Origin of the sequence: Senegalia massiliensis, assembly GCF_009911265.1 — a bacterium.
In the GTDB taxonomy this organism is placed as follows: Bacteria; Bacillota; Clostridia; order Tissierellales; family SIT17; genus Anaeromonas; species Anaeromonas massiliensis_A.
Genome location: NZ_QXXA01000004.1, coordinates 125,113 through 146,623, shown reverse-complemented (window position 1 = coordinate 146,623; position 21,511 = coordinate 125,113). Strand labels below are relative to the sequence as shown.

The window sequence follows — 21,511 nt, the reverse complement described above, 5'->3', positions numbered from 1 at the left end:
ATTTATAGTTTGCTATTTTCTATATCAAAGTTTTCCTTATATTGTAATCTATATAGATCATAGTAAATGCCTTCTTTGTCTAGTAATTCTTGATGTGTACCTATTTCTTTAACTTCACCTTTATGAAGTACAATTATTTTGTCAGAATGTTGTATTGTAGATAGTCTATGAGCTACTGCAATAGAAGTTCTTCCTTTTATTAATTTTAATAAAGCATCTTGGATTAAAACCTCAGTTTCTGTATCTATATTTGAAGTAGCTTCATCTAATACCAGTATGTCTGGATCATAAACAAGTGCTCTTGCAAATGCAAGTAATTGTCTTTGCCCAGATGAAAGGGTAGAACCTCTTTCCATGACTGGTTCATCATATTTTTTAGGTAGTTTTTCAATGAAATTATCAGCATTAACATGTTTTGCAGCATACTTAATATCATTTAGCGATATGTTTTCTTTATTTAGTCTTATATTTTCTTTTATATCTCCTGTAAATAAAAATACATCTTGAAGAACAATACCTATTCTTTTTCTTAATGAGTATTTATCGATAGTTTTTATATCAATTCCATCTATTAATATTTTACCTTTTTGAATATCATAAAAACGATTAATTAAATTTATAATGGAAGATTTACCTGCACCTGTAGCTCCTACAAATGCAATGGATTCTCCAGGATTAATTGTAAAACTAACATTTTTTAAAACCCAATTTTTATTATCATAGGCAAACCATACATTTTTAAATTCAATTTTACCATTAAATTTTTTTAGATTTTTAGCATTTTTAATATTTTTTATATCTTCAGTTTTATCTAGAATTTGAAATATCCTTTCAGAAGATGCCATAGCAGATTGCAATATATTGAATTTTTGCGTAAGCTCCATAATTGGTTGGAAAAATCGCTGTAGATAATTTATAAAGGCATACAATACTCCAAATTCTATAGCACCAGAAATAGTACGTCCACCTCCATAGTATATTATAAGTGCTATACCGAGTGATCGTATAATTTCTATGGAAGGTCTAAACAAAGCAAATATTTTAACTTCTTTTTTTGTAGTATTAAAATAGCTTTTATTTATATTGTCAAATTCTCTAAATTTTTTATTTTCTTTTGCAAAAATATGAACAGTTTGCATTCCTGTTATATTTTCATTTAATGTTGAGTTTATTTTGGCAAGCTTTACTCTTATAAGTCTATATACCTTTCTAATTTGTATTCTAAATATTATAGATGCTATAACTATAAACGGAATAACGGTAAAACTCATAAGTGCTAATTTTAAATTCATTTGAAGCATTATTATTATTATACCAATAAGCATAAAAACATCTTTAAAAAAGCTTATTAATACTTCTGTATACATTTCATTTAATTTCTCTGTGTCATTAGCAACTCTTGTAACTAATCGTCCTACAGGATTATTATCAAAAAAAGTGAGTGACATTTTCTGTATATGAGTAAATACTTCTTCTCTAATATTATAAATTATTTTTTTGCCAGCATAATTTAATATATAAGTTTGCGTATAGTTAAAAACAAAACCTATAAAAATAATTGATAAATATATCAAAGCTAGCTTATTTAAATTAGAAACATCTTCTTCTCTAAATTGACTATATTCTTCATCTGTTAATCTAGTTGCAGAATATGTATTGTTATTAATTATAATATTTGTATTTATATCATTGTTAGTAATACTTATATCATTAAAATCATCTGTTATATTGCCATTTACTAAATAATATTTATTTTTATATTTTATTAATGTAGATAATTGTATGTTATTAAATGAATTATCAATATCTTCAAGTCTTGATTTTCTTACATACTCTTTTCCATCAAATTCAATACCATCAACAGGTGATTCATTTAAATCGTATACATACATAGGTTCATTTATAGCAGAGATATGATTGTCAATAGCAATTTTAATTATATAAGGACGAGCTAAATCTGTTAATGTAACAAATATCAAGAGAATTATTGAAATAGTTAGCAGTTTCCAATAAGGCTTGGCATAAGACAAGAGTCTTTTCATTAATTTAGAATCATAAGCTTTATTTAATTGTTCTTCTTCATGTATATTTTCCATAATATCCCCACCTTATATATTCTCAATTTTTTCTTCTAACATTTGTTTTACATATATATCATTATAAATTTTATTATTATTAACTAATTCTTCATGAGTACCTCTTTCTACTATTTCACCTTCATCTAAGACTATGATATGATCAGCATTTTTAACTGTAGATATTCTATGGGCAATAATAATATTAGTTTTATCTTCCATAACATCTTTAAGGTTTTTAAGTATGCGTTCTTCAGTTTGAGTATCAACAGAAGATAAACTATCATCTAATATTAAAATGCTAGGGTCTTTAATAATGGCTCTTGCAATGGCGGTTCTTTGTCTTTGTCCTCCTGACATTGTTACACCTCTTTCTCCTAATGAGGTATTAAAACCATTTGGAAAGTCAATTATATTATCATAAACTTCAGCCTTTTTGGCAGCATTATATATTTTGTTATCATCAATATCTTTTTCAAATGCAAAAGATATATTTTGTTTTACTGTTGTTGAAAATAAAAAATTATCTTGAGAAACATAACCAATATTTTCTCTTAAATTTTTTATTAAAAAATTCCTTATAGGAATATTATCAATAAAAATATTTCCTTTATCTATATCATAAAGTCTTAAAATAAGGTTAACTAATGTAGTTTTGCCACTTCCAGTTCTACCAACAACACCTAATGTAGTTCCTTCTTTAATATCAATATTTATATTTTTAAGGGCATAGCCATTAGAATTAGGGTATTTAAACCATACATTCTGAAAAGTAATATGACCATCAATATTATTAATGGTATCTAATGTATTATCTGAATCTGTAATATCAGGTTTTTCAAATAAAATATTATTTATACGTTCCATAGAAGCAGAACCACGTTGAAGAATATTAATAACCCATCCTATAGCCATCATTGGCCATACTAATAATGATAGATAACTATTAAATGCTACAAAGTCTCCTAATGATATTTGACCTTCTATTACTAAAATTCCACCATACCATATAACAATTAAAAAACTAATTCCTGATATAAATTGGATAAGTGGCCTTAGTAAACCAGATACTTTTATTAACTTCATATTTTTATCAAAGTTATTTTTATTAACTTTAGAAAATTTTTTTATTTCTTCTTCTTCTTGGACAAAAGACTTTACTACTCTTACACCAGCAAAATTTTCTTGTGCTCTATCAGAAAGATCAGAAAATGTTTCTTGCACATTTCTAAAACGTTTATGTATGACTTTACCCATTTTTTGAACACTAAATGCTAAGAAAGGTAATGGAAATAAGGCAAGTATTACTAATAATAGATTAGTAGTTTTAATCATCATTATTAATGTAGTAATAGTTATAAATACAGAGTCAATAATCATAACTACTCCAGGTCCTAGGGCAGTTCTTACTGCATTTATATCGTTTGTAGCATGAGCCATTAAATCTCCTGTTTTATGTGTATTAAAATAATTTGTAGAAAGAGATTGTAAATGTGAAAATAATCTATTTCTTAGATAATATTCAGCTTTTCTTGCAGTAGTTTGAATATAAATTCTCCAAAAATATCGACCAAGACCTGTACCTAGTCCTAATAACATTATTAACATTGCATAATTTAATAATTCATCTAAAGAAAGTTGATTTGATTGCAATAAATCAGTTATCTTTTTTAATATTTGTGGAAATATTAACTGTAAAATATCTACTATAACTAACCATATTATTCCTAAGATATATCTTTTTTTATGTTCTAAAAGAAAATTTTTTAAAGTCTTAAAATGCTTCATAATTTACCTCCGTTTTTATAATTTCGCATTACTAAGTATTATACCCTTTACATTATAAATAAAAAGTATATTAATAAATTTATTAATATACTTTTTATAAAAACACTCTATACATAATAATAATATACATAGGTAAATATATATCTAGGAGGTGAGAATTATGAAAATGAGTGAAAAAGATATTATAAAAAAGAAGTTATTAGATGCACAAGAAATGGTAAGAGACTATGAATCCTTTTCTAAAAATATTAGAGATACAGAAATAGGAGAAACCTTAAAAATGTTTGCAGAAGAAAGTGGAGTACAAGCTAAAAGGTTACAAGCAATATTAGAAAAAATGGATGAAAAATAAAATTATATAAATTTTTTAGAAAAAGCGGATATATATATGTCCGCTTTTTTAATATCTTTATTAATGGTATAATAAGGTTGACTATTTTAGTTAAAAAGTATAATATCATATATATTTATAGAAATAAGAATATCAGTTGCAGGAGGAAATAAATTAAATGAAAAAAATCAAGGTAATATATAATCCATCTTCTGGAAGGCAAATAGTTCAAAGGAGAATAGATGAAATAATAATCAATCTATTAGATCGTGGATATATTGTTGGAAAATATGCTACAAAAAAGAAAGATGACGCTCAAAATGAAGCGATTAAAACTTGTAAAGAAGATTGGGATGCAATTATTGCATGTGGTGGAGATGGTACTATAAATGAAGTTGCATCTGGTATAGCTCGTAGTGATAAGAAGTTACCCCTTGCAATACTTGCAGGAGGTACTGTTAATGATTTTGCAACATATATGGAAATACCAAAAGCTACGACCGATTTTATAAAGATGATTGAAGCGTGGAATATTGAATATGTAGATATGGGGATTTGTAATGATAGTTATTTTATAAATGTTGCAACAGGTGGTCTTCTTACAAATGTAGCACATACAGTTCCCTCAGAAATTAAAACTGTTTTAGGTAGAATGGCTTATTATCTTGAAGGTATGAAAGAAATTCCAAGACAAAAGTTTGAAACAATAAAAGTTAAAATTACTAGCGAAGAATATACTAGCGAAGAAGATATTCTCTTATTTATTATATCAAATGGAAAATCAGTTGGAGGGTTTAAAAAGCTATCTCCAACTGCTGAAGTACAAGATGGATTACTTGACTGTGTGATAATAAAGAAAGCAGATTTTCAAGATATAGTTTCAATATTTTTGAAAATATACACTGGAGAACATGTAAATCATCCTAAAGTAGAATATTTTAAAACTAAAGATATTACTATTGAAAACTTATCCTTAAAAGAAATACATGTAGATATAGATGGAGAGTATGCAGGAGAGTTACCTATAAATGTAAGGGTAAAACGTAATATTTTACCTATATTTGTAAAAGAGTAAATGGTGTTCTAAAAATTCTTCTAAAGGAGAGTGAAGTAATGGATACAGTTACTGATATAGAGAATAGCTTAAGACAAATAGATTATATAATTAGAAAAAAAGGAAGAGAGATTTTAAAAGATCATTTTATAACAGCTCCTCAATTTATAGCATTACAAAGGATAGCATCAAAAGGAAATTTAACTATAGGAGAGTTAAGTAATGAAATGTCACTTGCATGTAGTACTATAACTGATCTTGTAGATAGAATGGAAAGGAATGATTTAGTTTCCAGGTTTAAGGATGAAAATGATAGAAGGATAGTTAGAATTAAAGTAAAGAATAAAGGAAATAAAGTTGTAGAAGATGTATTAAATAGAAGAAAGGATTATCTTTCAAAAATATTAGAAGATTTTAGTGTTGAAGAAAAAGAGATATTGGCTAGAAATTTAATGAAATTATATAATGTCATGAAATAATATTGATTAGTGGCAATATAGGTATATTTCAAAGGGGGATATATGTGGAGATTATAAATAATAGATATAAAATTCTAGATCTTTATAAAGAAGATAATAAGGAAGTCACATATAAAGCTATAGATTTAATTGATTCAAATAGAACTATATTTCTTAATATAATAAACAATATTTCTAGAATAAAAGATCATTTCACAAAAAACTTTATATATTTTTGTACTATAAATAATAGTTTAATATTAAGAAATTATACTTTTTCTATAATTAATTCCATAGATAATAAAAAAGTTAAAAAAAATAAGTATTTTTATACTACAGAATTTTTTGAAGGTACACCTATAGTAAATTATAGCAAAAAATTTAGTTCTAAAGATATCTTAATCATATTTTCAAAACTATGTATTATATCAGACTATTTGTTTTTTAGAGGTATAAGTAAAGAATATATTCACCCTAACAATATATTAATTAGTGATAAAGATATTACTTGTCTAAAGATTAAAGATATAGCATCTGTTACTTTTGAAATAGTTACTAATAAATATAATTCCTATTTTGAGTTTTCAAGAACACCTGAAATGATTAAAAGCTCTAATTTCTCATCTAATTATGAATACATTTATTCTTTAGGGAGAGTCTTAGAGTATATGTTAAGTAATGAAAATTATAATAATATTGATGAAGATAATATATTTAATAGATTAAATATAATTAAAAATAGACTTTTAAGTCATAATATTAAAGTAGTATATAAAGATTTTAAAAGTATTTTAAAAGATTTAAATATGCTTGATATAGTAGACTATGAAAATAAATTAAAAGATACAAGAGAGGTCTTAAATTTTAAAACACCATTGATAGCTCGAGATGATGAAATCAATCTTATCATGGAAAATGATAAAAAAATACAAAATAATAATTCGAAAAAAGTTATATTAATAGATGGTGAAGAAGGTTTAGGGAGAACAAGTTTATTATCAGAAATTGAATATAGGCTTAAGCTAAAAAGTAGAGAAGTTTATAAAGTAAAAATGTTAAAAGATAATAAAAATAATTTAAATTCTATGAAAAGTATATTAAATTCTATAATTAGAGAACATGAAGATAAATCATTAGATAAATATGGCTCGGAATTAGTTAAAATAATACCTAAACTAAAAGATAGATATAATATTTTACCCTCTGAATATTTGAGTGAGGAAAAGGAAAGATTACGCTTATATGATAGAATATCTAATTATATATTTGATATATCAGATGAACCTAAATACATAATTTTCGATGATCTTCATTATGCAGATGATGATACATTTAATATTATAAATTACATGATTAATAATATTGAAAATAAATCTGTTATAATAGTAATTTCCTATAATTCTAATATTTTAACTAGGGATGAAACTAAGGTGAAACAAATAGAAAAGTGGCAATTTAATAAAAAGATAGTGAATTTTAAATTGCTCAAATTTAATTTAGAAGAGACATCACTATCTATAAAAAACATTTTAGGTATGAATAGAAAACCTATGAGCTTTGCTACTTTTTTGTATAAAGAAACTGATGGCAATCCTAGATATATAGAAGAAATTATAAAAAGTCTATTTGTTAGAAAGGAGCTTTTTATAAATCAAGATGGTGTTTGGGATTATAAGGCAAGCAAATATTCTAAATTATATATACCTACTAATATAACTGAAGCAATAGAAAATCAATTAACTTTACTTCCAGAAAAACTATATAAGACTATAGAAAAAATAGCCATATTTAATACTTCTATTTCTAAAAATATAATTAATAAAATGCATTATGAAGTTAAAAGTGAAGGAATAGATGAAAATATTGAAAAGTTAGTATCTATAAAATTATTAGAAGAAAAATTGGAGGATTGGGGATATACTTATGATATATATAATACCCAAATAAAAAATTATATTTATTACAACTTATCTGAAGAAGATAGAATAGCTTTACATGAAAAAGCATCAGATATATTAGAAGAAATATATGAAAAAGAGGATAGGAATAATATAGAAGAACTAATATATCATTTGAAAATGTCTAAACAATATAAAAAGTCTATATATTATAGTATAAATTTTGCAAAGTCTATGCAACAGTTAAATATAAATAGTCAATCCATGGAGATATGGAAAATTGCTAAAGATATTTTAAAAAATATTGAGCCTTGTGAATATAACATCGAAATATATATTAATTTGGCTAAATTATATGATAAACAAGGCAAAAAAAATAAGGCTATAGCTTATTATGAAAAAGCTCTTGAAATATCATATGATTTAAACAAATTTAAAGTTGTTGTAGATATAAAAAACTTATTAAGCGATATATATTATAGGTTATCAGAATATGATAAAGCAATTAATATAATAAAAAATTCAAAAGAAGTAGCATATAAGATTAATTATATAGAAGGATTACTAAAATCAATAATTTTGATAAATAAGATTAATTTTTCCATTGGTGTAAATAAAGATATACTAGCAACTAGTTTAAAATATTTAAAAATTTCATTAGAAAATAATAGTCATCATAATACTGCTGAATTATTTAATCAATTGGGAATTATAAGTTTTATATTAGGAGAGTTAGAAGAGTCAAAGTTATATTATAAAAAGAGCATATTTTATTATGAAAAATCAAAAAAGGTCTTACAAATAACCAAACCTATAAATAACTTAGGATTGATTTATAGTGAAAATTATGAAGATATGAATAAAGCAATGAGTTATTTTGAAAAAGGACTACAGATTTCTAAGAAATTTAATTCTGGATATGATATGTCTCATTTTTATATAAATATTTCTGAAATATATATTAGGAAAAACAAATATGATTTAGCAAAAAATTATATACAATCCATGATGGATATTGCATTTGATATAGATGAAAAAACTTTAATAGCTTCTTCTTATATAAAATTTGCAAGAATTTATTTAGAAACAGGAGAATTAATGAAAGTAAAACCTTATATAGAGGAGTTAAAGGTCTTTCATAATAAAAATTTAATTTTTATTGAAGAAATAGATGATTATTTAGAATTAAGTTTATTATATTACTTTATATTAGCAGATTATAAAAAAGCTGAAAATATAGCAAATGATATAATAGCTATGCATCCAAATTATAATGATATTAATTATTTTAAAGCTACTGCTATTAAGTTTATTATTAAGTATATTAATAATAAAAGCTATGATAAAATAGAATTTAATAATTTAATTGATATGTATAACTCTATAAATATTAAATGGAATGATCGTTTCTTTATATTATTATTTGGTCTAGTGGCAGTTTTAAAAGATGATTATAATTTAGCAGAAATATTATTTGATATTGATAGTGAAAACTCATGTAAAGATTGTAATGATTTAATTAAAAACATGAAAAATTTAATTGAAAATTCTATAGAAAATAATTTAGAAGAATTAAAATCAACATATATAAAATTTGAAGATCTCAATATATCACTTTTGAAATTAATCACAAGTAAAATAATTGCTAAAAAATATTTTGAAAATGGAATACATTATGATTCAGCTAATTACTATTTAATCTTTATAGAATCTTTTTATAAAATTTCATCAAAGTTTAAAGAACAAAAAATAAAGATTAATATTGCTAAAAGTTTTCATGTAAATGAGGTTATTAAAAAATTATATATAATAAAAAATCTAATGAATAATGACTTTAAAAATGAAAATAAATTGACATTTAATTCTTATTTTGATATTGATAAATATCAAGAATTATTTTCAGATGAAAATTTTCTAACATTAGTATCAAATCAATATGCTGATTCTTGTATTATGGACATAATAGATATTGATGATTTATTAAGTAATCTAGGTTCTGATTATCTTAAAAATATCAATTTAATAGTTAGATATGCAATGAGAGAGGTATTGGCTAGTAGAGCAATGGTATCCTTATATGATGAAAAGAAAGATGAATTTAATACTATAATGAATAGAGGAATTGAAGATCTAGATAAGGTTAAAAATATTATAGATCGACTATTACATTCTAATTCAAATGGATATATACAATATTCTAAAGAACCTTGGGAAAATAGAGAGAATAATTTGTCGCAGAATATTACAGCTATATTATTTTTACCTATTTATAGTAAAATAAATTCATCAACTTTTATTACAAATGATAGGAGAAATAAAAATAATGATTTAAAAAAGATTAAAGGTTATATTTATTTAGACACGGATAAATTATTTAATAAATTTAATGAAGTTAATTATATTAAAATTAAAAAATTAATTAATTTAATATCCTTAAATATTGATAATTATAATTTTAAAGTACTATCTTCTATAGATAAATTGACTAATGTATATACTAGAAAGTATATGGAGAATATTTATAGTGAATTATACAATAAATGTAGAAAAGAAAATTTAATATTTTCTGTTTTAATGCTTGATATTGATAAATTTAAACAAGTCAATGATACTTATGGACATCCAACTGGAGATATGATATTAGAAAAAATAGGTAATATTCTTAGAAAACAATTAAGAAATACTGATATTATAGCTAGATATGGTGGAGAAGAATTTATTATAATACTTCCTTCAACAAATAAAGAGAATGCTTATTTAGTAGCTGAGAAATTAAGAAAGAGTATTGCAAGTAGTAAATTGTTAAATAAGTCAGGAGATATAACTGTGAGTATAGGGATATCACAATATCCTGAAGATGGGCAGTTTCGAGAAGAGATAATTGAAAATGCAGATAAAGCATTGTATAATGCTAAAAATAGAAATAGAAATATGTCTGTTAAATGGGATAAGTCTCTAGAAGATTTTTCTCAAACATTAGACAAACTAGCAGGAATAATCACAGGGAACATTGTACATGATCATAGAATGGTATTAGCAATAGTTGAAATAATAGAATTAATTAAAAAAAATATTTCAAAGCAAAATAAATACTTTTTATTGCTTGGTAGATTGATAGAAATAACTGAATCAAAAAAAGGTTCACTAATATTATTGAATGACCAAAAACAAATAAGTAGAACATATACACGTGAGAGATTTATAGATAAATGGATAGATAATAGTAAAATAAATGAAGATATAATTAATAGAGTTATAGAAAATAAGGCTGGAGAATATTTAATAGATTGGGAGCAAACTGATGATATTGATAACATAACATTAAGCCCTAATTGGAAGTCTATTGTAATAACACCTGCAATTTTAAATGGTGATATTAAGGCTTTAATTAAATTATCAGTTCCAATAAAAGAAAAAGAATTTGATTACAACACATACAACTATGTAAATATAATATCAAATATAATTTCAGCTATTATTTAAATAAATTTTGGAGGTGAAGATTTTGGCAGTAACAATTAAAGATGTAGCAAAATTATCAGGAGTATCAATATCAACGGTTTCAAGAGTCATAAATGATTCAAAACCTGTAAGTCCAGAAGTTAAACGAAAGGTATTAGAGGTAATAGAAGAGATTGGTTATAAGCCTAATGAAATAGCAAGAACATTAGTTACTAAGAAATCTTATTTGATAGGAGTTATAGTTACAGATTTAGCAGATTCATACGTTGCAGATATGGTAAGAGGAATTGAAGAAATAGGAAAAATGTATAATTATGATATTTTACTTTGTAGCAGCTATGGAGATAAAGAAGCTGAGCTTAAATATATTCAACTGCTAAACAGAAAACAAGTAGAGGGAATGATATTAATATCTTCTACACTTGATGACGAAGTTGATAAAAAAGTTAGTGAATATGATATACCATTTGTATATTTAAGTAGATACTCTAAGTCTGAGAAGTATCCAACTGTAAGTATTGATTATCATTTTGCTGCTTATGAAATGACAAAATATCTTATAAGTTTAGGACATGAAAAAATTGGATATGTAGGGTATTTAGAAGATGAAAATTCAACACAATATGAAAAAATAAATGGCTATAAAAGGGCAATGAATGAAATGGAGTTAGATTCTTCACATATATTTAAAACAAAAGGACTAAATATACGAGAAGGATATAGCGCATTAAATAATTCATTGACTGAAAATGGAGTTACAGCACTTCTTTGTAGTAGTGATAAAATAGCTATAGGAGCATTAAATTATTGTTATGATAATAATATTAAAACTCCTGAAGATATATCAATTGTAGGATTTGGTGACATACAAATAGCTTCTTTAATAAGACCAAAACTTACAACTGTGAAAGAGCCTTTTTATGATATAGGTGCAGTTGCTATAAGAAAAATAATTAAAGAATTATCTAAGGAACCTAGTGAAGAAAAACATATTAAATTGCCATATCAAATACAAAAAAGAGATAGTTCAAGAAAACTATAGACTTGAAAAAAATTCAAATATACTTTAAACTATAGATATGAGTTTAAAGGAGTGTAACACAATGTTATCAAAAGAAAAAATTTCAAGAATAAATGAATTAGCAAAAAAATCAAAGATAGGTAATCTTTCTGATGATGAAAAAAAGGAACAGAAAAAACTAAGAGAAGAATATTTGAAATCTTTTAGAAAAAACTTTAAAAATCAGTTAGATTCTATAGAAATAGTAGACTAAGAATACTCTTAGTCTCTTTATTTTACATATTTAGATATTATATGCTATAAAATTTAAAAGGGGGAGTAAATGGTGGCAGAAAAACAGTTTGTAGTATTTAAATTAGATGGAGAGGAATATGGAATAAATATAATAAATGTAAAAGAAATTGGTATATATAAAGAACCTGTAAAAATACCAAATTCTCCAGAATTTATAGAAGGCATAATTAACTATAGGGGGGAAGTTATTCCAATAGTTAATTTGAAAAAAAGGTTTAATTTAAATGATTTAATAATAAGTAATAATACACGTGTAATAATTATAAATATAAATGATAAACAAGTAGGATTTGTGGTAGATGAAGCATCACAAACAATAAGGATAGATGAAGAACATATTGAAAATACACCTGAAATGGTAACTAGAATAGATTCAGAATATATAACAGGTGTAGGAAAAGTTGAAGATAGATTAATTTTAATAATTGATTTAGAAAAAGTATTAACTGATAGTGAGAAACAAAAAATAGAAAGTCTTGAGGTTGACTAAAGCATGAGCTAATTAATTTAGCTTTATTTGGGGTGATTGTACTGGATGATATACTAACAGGTAAAAAAATAAGTCAAGTACTTGACAGAACAATAGATTCAATAGAAGCTGGAAAGAGAGAAATTTTTGAAATATCTGAAACTATAAGAGATGAATGTCAAAAACTTAACAATGAGATAAAGGAATTAAAGGAAAAAATAAAAGATAAAATAAAAGAAATTAATAAAATAGAGATAGAAGAAATGAAGAGTAGAAATAAACTTGCTGAGGTAAGTAAAAATTTTATAACTTATAGTGAAAAAGATATAAAAAATTCATATGAAATTGCAAATAATTATAGAATCAAACTTATGATAACAAGAAAAGAAGAAAAGGATTTAATTCACCAGAGAAATAGTTTAGAAATGAAATTAAAAACAAATTATAATAATTTAAAAAGAGCTGAAAAGGTAACAGCTCAAATAGGTGTTGCCTTAAAATATTTAAATGAAAATGCTAATAAAGTGTCAAAAACAGTTGATAATTTAAATAAAAAACAATTATTGGGGATTAAAATAATAAAAGCTCAAGAGGAAGAAAGACAGAGAGTTGCAAGGGATGTCCATGATGGCCCAGCTCAAATGCTTGCAAATTTAATTTTGAAAACAGAAATAACTGAAAAAATGATAAATATTGATAATGAAAAAGCTGTAGAAGAATTAAGAGATTTAAAATCTATTGTAAGAACAAGTTTAAAAGATGTAAGAAAAATTATCTATGATTTAAGACCTATGAGTTTGGATGATTTGGGACTAATACCAACAATAAAGAGATATTCTGAATTTTTTTATGAAGAAACACAAATTGAAGTAAATATAAAGGTATTAGCAATGGAGGAAGAATTGGATGTATATAGAAATCTTACAATTTTTAGAATAGTTCAAGAAGCTTTAAATAATGTTAAAAAACACTCTGAAGCTACTCAAGTTCTAATTTTGATAGAATCTAATACAAAGAGTTTTAATTTAGTAATAAAAGATAACGGTAAAGGTTTTGATTTAGATAAGGTTGATACTACAAGTAATGATATAAATTGTGGTTATGGAATTATGGGAATAAAAGAAAGAGCAATATTATTAGATGCTATTTTAGATATAAAATCAGAAAAAGACAAAGGAACTAAAATAACACTTACAATACCAATGAATAGAGAGGGGGAGTCTTATGAGTAAGATTTCACTAATGATAGCAGATGACCATTCATTAATGAGGCAAGGATTAAAGAAAATATTAGAGTTAGATAATGAATTTGTAGTTATTTCTGAAGCGTCTAACGGTAGGGAAGCAATAAACAAAGGTATAGAAAAATGTCCTGATGTGATATTATTAGATATTAATATGCCAAAAATAAATGGGATAGAAGCATTAAGACGTTTAAAGGAATCTGGTATAAAATCTAAAATAATAATTTTAACTATACATGATGATAGAGAGTACTTGGAACAAACTATAAAAATTGGGGCAGATGGATATGTATTGAAAGATGCTGATTCAGATACATTGATGGATGCAATAAGGGATGTAAATAATGGTAAAACTTATATCCAACAAAGCTTAACAACATTACTTGTTAAGGGATATAAAGATGAAAATGAATATCAACAAAAGTTAAAAAGAGATTCACTAACTAAAAGAGAATATGATGTGATAACACTTATTGCAGAAGGGTTAAATAACAAAGAAATAGGCGAAAGATTATGTATAAGTGAAAAAACAGTTAAAAATCATGTTTCTAATATATTTAAAAAAATTGATGTAACTGATAGAATTCAAGCTGCTATTTTTGCATTTAAAAATAACATAAAAAAAATATAAATATTTTGAATTGGGTATATTTAATTCAGTTGGGTATATGTATTAAAATATAATTTAAAAATGGAGGGGTTTTAATGTCAGAAGAAACAAAGGGAAAAAAGCTACAGAAAACTTTAACTCATAAGTGGGAAAATGTATGGGAAAAAATTGACCAAAATGAAAATCAACAGATATTTGAATTTGGAGATGATTATAAAGAATTTTTAAATGTATCTAAGACAGAAAGATTGGCAACAGATGAAATTATAAGAATAGCTGAAGAAAATGGATATGAAAATTTAGATAATCTTATAAAAAATGGCTCAAAATTAAAACCTGGTCAAAAAATTTATGCTAACAATAAAGGTAAATCAGTAGTTATGTATATTATAGGAACTGAAGATATTACAGAAGGTATGAATATTATCGGTTCTCATGTGGATGCACCAAGAATAGACTTAAAACAATTTCCATTATACGAAGATTCAGAACTAGCATTACTTAAAACTCATTATTATGGAGGGATAAAAAAATATCAATGGGTATCATTACCTCTTGCTCTTCATGGTGTTATAGTAAAAAATAATGGAGAAAAAGTAAATATTTCTATAGGTGAAGATGAGAATGATCCAATATTCATGATAACAGATTTATTACCACATTTAGCTAAAGATCAAATGGCTAAAAAGTTAAGTGAAGGTATAACTGGTGAAGGCCTTAATATAGTTATAGGAAGTATTCCATATAGTGAAAAAGATTTAACTGAAAAAATCAAATTAAATATTTTAAGTACATTAAATGAAAAATATGATATTACAGAACAAGACTTTACAACAGCAGAATTTCAAGCTGTTCCTGCTGGTAAGGCTAGAGATTTAGGTTTAGACAGAAGCCTTATAGCCGCTTATGCTCATGATGATAGAGTTTGTGCATATACATCTCTTCGTGCTATTTTAGATATAGATAATCCTACTAAAACTGCAGTTGCATTATTTGCAGATAAGGAAGAGATAGGTAGTGTAGGAAATACTGGTATGAATTCTTTATTTTTTGAAAATATAACAGCAGAAGTAGTATCTTTAGTAAAAGATAACTATAATGAATTATTATTAAAAAGAACATTACTTAATTCTAGAGTATTATCTGCTGATGTATCAGCAGGATTTGATCCCAATTATCCAGAAGTATTAGATAAAAGAAATGCACCTTTTATTGGCAAAGGTATAACTCTTGTAAAGTATACTGGTGCTCGTGGCAAAGGTGGAAGTAATGATGCTAATGCAGAATACATTTCTGATATAAGAAGAATATTTAATGAAAATAATATTGTGTGGCAAATGGGTGAATTAGGAAAAGTAGATCAAGGTGGTGGAGGCACCATAGCATATATGTTATCAAAATATGGTATGGAGGTAGTAGATTGCGGTGTTCCAGTACTAAGTATGCATGCTCCTTATGAAGTAGTAAGTAAGGCAGATGTATATATGACATATAAAGGATATTATGCTTTTTATAAAGCGTAATAAAAATGCGGACTATTTAATTAGTCCGCATTTTTTGTTTTTTTAATCCAATCTAATACGAAGTTCTTAAAAGTGTTTGCAAGAGGAGATAAATTTCGTTTTTTATGATATACAAAATAAAATTTTCTGTTTAAATTTAGATTGTTAATTGTATAAGATTTTAATATACCCCTTTTAATTTCTTCTTTTATAGCTAGTTTAGAAATAAAACTTACACCTACATTAAGCTCCACAAGTTTTTTTATTGCTTCATTACTTTCGCTTGTTGCAACAACATTAAATTTATTTATATTCTGATTTACTTGTTTTAAAGCAGTTTCTAATAATAGACGTGAACCAGAACCTACTTTTCTCATAATCAATTTTTCACCTTTGATATCATCTAAGTTTAATTTTTGATCTTTTTTTGAATTTAAACATTTTGATGAAATTAAAACTAATTCATCTTCTATTAGTTCAATATATTCTAAATTTTTATTATCTAATTTTGCTCCTACAATTCCAAAATTCATATTGTTGTTTAAAATATCTTTGATTACATCTTTTGAATTATTACGCTTCATATCAATTGTAACATTGGGGTATATTTCAATAAAATCTTTTAAAAGGTAAGGCAATATATATAATTTAGGGATAGTACTTGATTCTACTAATAGATTACCTTCAATTTTACCTTTATATTCTCCAAGCTTAAAATGAACAGTATCTTTTAAATTAATAATCTCTTTTGCATAATCATAAAGGATACTTCCAGCTTTAGTATAAGTTATATTTTTGTTTGACCTATTTAGTAAAGCTGTTCCTACTTCTTTTTCTAGATTTTGAATATGACTTGTTACAGTAGGTTGTGTTAAATATAAATTAGTTGCTGCCTTAGAAAAACTCTTAGAATCAATTACTTGAACAAAAGTCTCTAGTTGTCTAAAGTCCAAAAAATCACCACTCTCTATTTATGAATATATATTAATAGTATGCTAGGCTTGTTTATTTGTCAATTCTAAATGCTCACAAAGTTTATATATAGGCATAAACTATTAACAAATAAATTTTTATAGGAGGAATTTTTATGTCTATAACATTAAACTCACTTCACTGGATATACCTTATATTCATATTTTTAATAATAGGAATAATGGTGAGAAAGAGAGATACGACTTTAGTATGTATTATAGGAATATTTATACTTGGTATAGTTGCCACTAAATCTTTACCACTTGCAATTTCAGGAGTATTTAATAGTCTCATATATGCTATAACGGAATTATTAGGTACTATACTTATAATATCTATAATTTATGGAATGAGTAAGGTTTTAGAAGCTACAGGAATAAATGAAGTTATGGTATCACCATTTACTAAATTTATAAAAACTCCTACTTTAGCATATTGGATAATCGGTATACTTATGATGATAATATCTTGGTTTTTCTGGCCTTCACCTGCTGTAGCTTTAATGGGAGCTGTATTACTTCCAGTAGCAGTAAAAGTAGGTCTTCCTGCAATAGGTGTAGCTGTAGCAATGAATTTATTTGGTCATGGTATAGCCTTGTCAAGTGACTTTATAATACAAGGTGCTCCTAAATTAACATCTGAAGCAGCAGGGTTACCTGTAGGAGATGTAATAAATGCCAGTATACCTCTTGTAATTACTATGGGACTGGTTACGACTATAGTAGCATTTATAATACTTAAAAGAGATATGAAAAGTAACAAGATAAGAGTAGAAGAAAACAATATAAATATATCTCTTTATTCTAATGAAAAAGGCACAGAAGGAGATATTGTAAAGACAATGCTATCTAGTAGGTCAAAAAAGATATTTTCTATAATAATACCTATATTATTTGCTTTGGATGTATTTATTATGATAAAAGCTAATTTACAAGGAGGAGATGCAACAGCTTTAGTTGGAGGAACTGCAATATTTATACTTACTCTTATTTCTATGTGTACTTATAAAAATAAAGGTCTAGAAGAGATAACACAATTTTTAATTAAAGGATTCCAATTTGGATTTAAAATTTTTGGTCCTGTAATACCTATAGCTGCATTTTTCTATATGGGAGATATGGGTTTTGTGACTGTATTTGGAGAAGTATTACCTAAAATGTCACAAGGAATAGTAAATGATTTAGGTGTTGCCTTAGCTCATGCAGTACCTTTAAATGATATGGTTGGTGCTATTACTTTAACTGGTGTTGGTAGTATTACAGGTCTTGATGGTTCAGGTTTTTCAGGGATTTCTTTAGTTGGACCAATTGCAAGGTTATTTTCTACAGCTATAGGTAGTGGAGCTGCTACGTTAACAGCTCTTGGTCAAGTAGCTGCAATTTGGGTAGGTGGAGGTACAATTGTACCATGGGCAGTAATACCTGCAGCAGCTATATGTGGAGTAAATCCATTTGAACTTGCTAGAAGAAATTTGATACCTGTTATAATAGGACTTGTGGCTACAACTATAGTAGCAATGTTTATCATATAAAATAAAAAACCTCTAAACTAAGAAATTTGTAAATTCAATAGTTTAGAGGTTTTTTCTATGGTGCCGAAGGTGGGACTCGTTTTCTAAGATTCTCATTTTAAATGAAATTTTATGAAATGTAGTAATATCAACATATATATTGGTTGATATTTTGATTTTTATAAAAAATAAGTCAAAAAAATTTATCCTACTGCACACTCGTTGCACACTACTGCACACTAAATAAATTATTTATTTTATCTGCAGCTTCAGATTTTTTCTCTTTAGTTACATGAGTATAGATATTCATAGTAGTAGTTATATCACTATGACCAAGTAAAGACTGAACAGTTTTAATTGGCACGTCAGCCTCAAAAAGTCTTGTGGCATATGTATGCCTTAGTGAATGATATTTAATCTCTCTAATGCCTGCTTTTTTAAGTATAGATTTAAAGTTTCTAGGTATATTCTTAGGATCTAAAGGATGACCATATTTATCACAGAAAATATAATTTTTCTCTTCATAAAATTCCTTGTTTTTTAATTTTGTTTCTAGTTGTTTTACTTTGTATTTTTTAAGTTTATTTATTATATTATCTGGTATAGGTACAGTTCTATTACTTGATTCTGTTTTAGGAGTTTGTTCTATTATCTTATTATTTCTTTTTCCTTCTTTATCTACAAAGGTTACTCTTTTTAAAGCTTTATTTATATTTACTGTATTGTTATCAAAATCTATATCATCCCATTTGAGTGCTAATAACTCACCTAATCTTAATCCAGTACCTAAATTTAATAAAAATGCCATTTGATATTTATGGTTTTTAATAGATTCTATGAATTGTTTTTGTTCGTCAAGTGTAAAAACAGTAAATGATTCTTCTTTAACTCTTTTTGGTAACTTAATACTCTTACAGTGATTCTTTTGTATATAGTTTTGCTTTACTGCTTCATTTAAACAAGTACTTAAAAATTTGCTTACTGTATGAACTGTAGATATAGGTTTAGTTTCCAAAAGAGTATTCATATATTTTTGTATATGAGCTGGTCTAATATCAGCAAGTTTCTTTTTTGCTATAGGAGAATTTTCTATATAGTTTCTATATATTCCTTCATACCTTTCAAAGCTTGAAGGTTTTAAATCTATTTTTCTAAATTCAAATAACCAGGTATAAAACCATTCCTGAAGAGTTATTTTATCATCTTCTGATATTAATCCTGTATTCATTTTGTATTGATATTCATTCATTCTTTTGAGAACATCTTTTTTGTCATATCCAGAGAAGGATTTTCTTATTAAATTTCCTTTTTCATCATATCCTATAGCAATTTGGCCTCTATAATATTTTTTATTATTCCTTGTTTGAGTATATATAGTACCTTCTCCATTAGCTTTTGTTCTTGTCTTTGGCAATTTTTATCACTCCCAGATTTCTAAATATATTTCATATGATAGTTTGCATCATATGTAAAATTAAAAAGGAAGATCTTCATCATCAATATAACTATCATTTTTATATTTGTTTAGAAATCCATTTTTATATAAATAAGTGGAAGAACCACAGCTAGTACAAAAACGAGCATATCCCTCTTGTATTTTTGAACAATCTTGATTCTCACATTTATTATATAAATAAGTCCCACATATAGGGCAGTAATTATCATCCTTAGATATATCATAAAATTCACACTTAGGGCAATTATATAATTGTTTATCCTTATCAACAGGATACCCTTTATATTGTTCTATTATCTGATCAGCCATAGTTTTCTCCTCCTTAGTTTTGTTATGAAATTTTTTTACAGTATTTTTTATTTCATTAAGCAATATTAATTTGCTCTTCATTTTTAATTGTGACTTATTTAATTTAGTATTATCTAATATAGAATCATAATTCAAAAATTTTAATCTGACTTCCATAGCTTCTTTAGACACTTTAAAATAATCTTTTAATTCATGTATATTATTAAGATTGCAGCTATGTATTTGATTTTCGGGCATAAGTATTTCGCCAGCAAATACATCAGCTTCTTTATCTAATATTTGTTCTTCTTCTTCACTTAATTCTTTATTCTTATAGTCTCTAAAATGACCAAGTACCACATGACCTATTTCATGAGCAGTAGTAAATGACATTCTAGGCTTATATAAAGTATCATTAATACAAATTAGATAAAAATTTTTATCGGCTCTATATAAAGTATAACCTTCTTCACCACACAAATCATCCAGTTTATATTTGCAGTTATCCATAGTTTCAATAATGCTTAAAGGATTAATAGGAGGTTTTTTCAATTTATTATCTAAATTTTTCATGAAGATTCTAGCATTGTTTTGAGCCCATGAAAATCGAGGTTTTTTTAGTAAAAAAGAACTATTTAATACTTCTATAGTAATCCCCCCTTTTTTTTAAAAAATTCTCTATTTATTCATCTTCTTCTAAAAATAATTCCATCATTTTAAGCATTTTTTTCTTAGCTTTAGGAGATAGTTCTTTACTTGCTCGTCTTAAAACTTGAACACCTTCTGGAAATTCTTGTTCTAAGTCATCCTCATATTTAGAAGTATCAGAATCAACATATCCAGCTTTTTTCATTAAAGTATTATAATCTATATCATATACTTTAGATAACTTTTGTAATATTTCAGGAGAAGGGATATCTCTCTTACCATTTTCTATCATTGATAAATATGAATTACTTACATTAGCATAAAGCTCAACTTGTCTTATTGTAAGTTTTTTATCTTTTCTTAATGACTTAAGATATTGTCCGAATTCTTTTTGATCCATTTATATCACCTCCTTATATAATTATAATACA

The 21,511-nt window shown here is 25.4% G+C and carries 17 protein-coding genes; 11 read left to right on the top strand and 6 right to left on the bottom strand.

Going from position 1 to position 21,511, the window contains the following annotated elements:
* Positions 1-2 precede the first annotated feature (2 nt).
* Positions 3-2,096: an ABC transporter ATP-binding protein gene (locus tag D3Z33_RS03015; protein ID WP_160196301.1), complete on the bottom strand. Its 2,094-nt coding sequence runs from the start codon at positions 2,094-2,096 to the stop codon at positions 3-5.
* Between the two features lie 12 nt (positions 2,097-2,108).
* Positions 2,109-3,863 (bottom strand): ABC transporter ATP-binding protein, encoded by a 1,755-nt coding sequence (locus tag D3Z33_RS03010; RefSeq protein ID WP_160196300.1) that lies wholly within the window; start codon positions 3,861-3,863, stop codon positions 2,109-2,111.
* Positions 3,864-4,023: 160 nt separating this feature from the next.
* On the opposite strand from D3Z33_RS03010, the gene D3Z33_RS03005 reads away from it, so the two are divergent.
* The 10 genes from D3Z33_RS03005 (at position 4,024) to D3Z33_RS02960 (ending at position 16,227) form a co-directional block, all read left to right on the top strand.
* Complete coding sequence (locus D3Z33_RS03005; protein ID WP_160196299.1) at positions 4,024-4,215, top strand: hypothetical protein; 192 nt, start codon at positions 4,024-4,026, stop codon at positions 4,213-4,215.
* 157 nt (positions 4,216-4,372) lie between these two features.
* A complete protein-coding gene (locus tag D3Z33_RS03000; protein ID WP_160196298.1) occupies positions 4,373-5,269 on the top strand; it encodes a diacylglycerol/lipid kinase family protein in 897 nt (298 codons plus the stop codon).
* A gap of 38 nt (positions 5,270-5,307) precedes the next feature.
* Positions 5,308-5,727, top strand: coding sequence for a MarR family winged helix-turn-helix transcriptional regulator (locus D3Z33_RS02995; RefSeq protein WP_160196297.1), 420 nt, complete (start codon positions 5,308-5,310; stop codon positions 5,725-5,727).
* Positions 5,728-5,771: 44 nt separating this feature from the next.
* Positions 5,772-11,087: a diguanylate cyclase gene (locus D3Z33_RS02990; protein ID WP_160196296.1), complete on the top strand. Its 5,316-nt coding sequence runs from the start codon at positions 5,772-5,774 to the stop codon at positions 11,085-11,087.
* 22 nt (positions 11,088-11,109) lie between these two features.
* The gene (locus D3Z33_RS02985; protein WP_160196295.1) at positions 11,110-12,108 is read left to right on the top strand and encodes a LacI family DNA-binding transcriptional regulator; all 999 of its coding nucleotides are present in this window, start codon (positions 11,110-11,112) and stop codon (positions 12,106-12,108) included.
* Positions 12,109-12,169: 61 nt separating this feature from the next.
* The gene (locus D3Z33_RS02980; RefSeq protein WP_160196294.1) at positions 12,170-12,340 is read left to right on the top strand and encodes a DUF896 domain-containing protein; all 171 of its coding nucleotides are present in this window, start codon (positions 12,170-12,172) and stop codon (positions 12,338-12,340) included.
* Positions 12,341-12,409: 69 nt separating this feature from the next.
* Positions 12,410-12,871, top strand: a complete 462-nt coding sequence (locus tag D3Z33_RS02975) for a chemotaxis protein CheW (protein WP_201750417.1) — start codon at positions 12,410-12,412, stop codon at positions 12,869-12,871.
* A gap of 32 nt (positions 12,872-12,903) precedes the next feature.
* Positions 12,904-14,082 (top strand): histidine kinase, encoded by a 1,179-nt coding sequence (locus D3Z33_RS02970; protein WP_160196293.1) that lies wholly within the window; start codon positions 12,904-12,906, stop codon positions 14,080-14,082.
* Positions 14,075-14,725 carry a response regulator gene (locus D3Z33_RS02965; protein ID WP_160196292.1) on the top strand — a complete coding sequence of 217 codons (651 nt, stop codon included), beginning with the start codon at positions 14,075-14,077 and terminating at the stop codon, positions 14,723-14,725. The genes D3Z33_RS02970 and D3Z33_RS02965 overlap by 8 nt, the downstream gene beginning before the upstream one ends.
* 74 nt (positions 14,726-14,799) lie before the next feature.
* Complete coding sequence (locus D3Z33_RS02960; protein WP_160196291.1) at positions 14,800-16,227, top strand: aminopeptidase; 1,428 nt, start codon at positions 14,800-14,802, stop codon at positions 16,225-16,227.
* A 20-nt stretch (positions 16,228-16,247) separates the two neighbouring features.
* On the opposite strand, the gene D3Z33_RS02955 is transcribed toward D3Z33_RS02960, so the two are convergent.
* On the bottom strand, positions 16,248-17,159 hold the full coding sequence (locus D3Z33_RS02955; protein ID WP_160196290.1) for a selenium metabolism-associated LysR family transcriptional regulator: 912 nt from the start codon (positions 17,157-17,159) through the stop codon (positions 16,248-16,250).
* 134 nt (positions 17,160-17,293) lie between these two features.
* Between D3Z33_RS02955 and D3Z33_RS02950 the strand changes: the two genes are divergently transcribed.
* Complete coding sequence (locus tag D3Z33_RS02950) at positions 17,294-18,709, top strand: hypothetical protein (RefSeq protein ID WP_160196289.1); 1,416 nt, start codon at positions 17,294-17,296, stop codon at positions 18,707-18,709.
* Between the two features lie 208 nt (positions 18,710-18,917).
* Here the strand turns inward: D3Z33_RS02950 and D3Z33_RS02945 are convergent, their stop codons facing one another.
* The 3 genes from D3Z33_RS02945 to D3Z33_RS02935 form a co-directional block, all read right to left on the bottom strand.
* Positions 18,918-20,102 carry a tyrosine-type recombinase/integrase gene (locus D3Z33_RS02945; RefSeq protein WP_160196288.1) on the bottom strand — a complete coding sequence of 395 codons (1,185 nt, stop codon included), beginning with the start codon at positions 20,100-20,102 and terminating at the stop codon, positions 18,918-18,920.
* A gap of 60 nt (positions 20,103-20,162) precedes the next feature.
* The gene (locus tag D3Z33_RS02940; RefSeq protein WP_160196287.1) at positions 20,163-21,005 is read right to left on the bottom strand and encodes an ImmA/IrrE family metallo-endopeptidase; all 843 of its coding nucleotides are present in this window, start codon (positions 21,003-21,005) and stop codon (positions 20,163-20,165) included.
* Between the two features lie 109 nt (positions 21,006-21,114).
* The gene (locus tag D3Z33_RS02935) at positions 21,115-21,480 is read right to left on the bottom strand and encodes a helix-turn-helix domain-containing protein (RefSeq protein WP_160196286.1); all 366 of its coding nucleotides are present in this window, start codon (positions 21,478-21,480) and stop codon (positions 21,115-21,117) included.
* Between the last annotated feature and the right edge of the window lie 31 nt (positions 21,481-21,511).

Excerpts from the sequence above, each read along its gene's own strand:
- D3Z33_RS03015 (WP_160196301.1), bottom strand. The coding sequence starts at position 2,096 with ATGGAAAATATACATGAAGAAGAACAATTAAATAAAGCTTATGATTCT.
- D3Z33_RS03010 (WP_160196300.1), bottom strand. The coding sequence starts at position 3,863 with ATGAAGCATTTTAAGACTTTAAAAAATTTTCTTTTAGAACATAAAAAA.
- D3Z33_RS03005 (WP_160196299.1), top strand. The coding sequence starts at position 4,024 with ATGAAAATGAGTGAAAAAGATATTATAAAAAAGAAGTTATTAGATGCA.
- D3Z33_RS03000 (WP_160196298.1), top strand. The coding sequence starts at position 4,373 with ATGAAAAAAATCAAGGTAATATATAATCCATCTTCTGGAAGGCAAATA.
- D3Z33_RS02995 (WP_160196297.1), top strand. The coding sequence starts at position 5,308 with ATGGATACAGTTACTGATATAGAGAATAGCTTAAGACAAATAGATTAT.
- D3Z33_RS02980 (WP_160196294.1), top strand. The coding sequence starts at position 12,170 with ATGTTATCAAAAGAAAAAATTTCAAGAATAAATGAATTAGCAAAAAAA.
- D3Z33_RS02975 (WP_201750417.1), top strand. The coding sequence starts at position 12,410 with ATGGTGGCAGAAAAACAGTTTGTAGTATTTAAATTAGATGGAGAGGAA.
- D3Z33_RS02965 (WP_160196292.1), top strand. The coding sequence starts at position 14,075 with ATGAGTAAGATTTCACTAATGATAGCAGATGACCATTCATTAATGAGG.
- D3Z33_RS02960 (WP_160196291.1), top strand. The coding sequence starts at position 14,800 with ATGTCAGAAGAAACAAAGGGAAAAAAGCTACAGAAAACTTTAACTCAT.
- D3Z33_RS02950 (WP_160196289.1), top strand. The coding sequence starts at position 17,294 with ATGTCTATAACATTAAACTCACTTCACTGGATATACCTTATATTCATA.
- D3Z33_RS02940 (WP_160196287.1), bottom strand. The coding sequence starts at position 21,005 with ATGAAAAATTTAGATAATAAATTGAAAAAACCTCCTATTAATCCTTTA.
- D3Z33_RS02935 (WP_160196286.1), bottom strand. The coding sequence starts at position 21,480 with ATGGATCAAAAAGAATTCGGACAATATCTTAAGTCATTAAGAAAAGAT.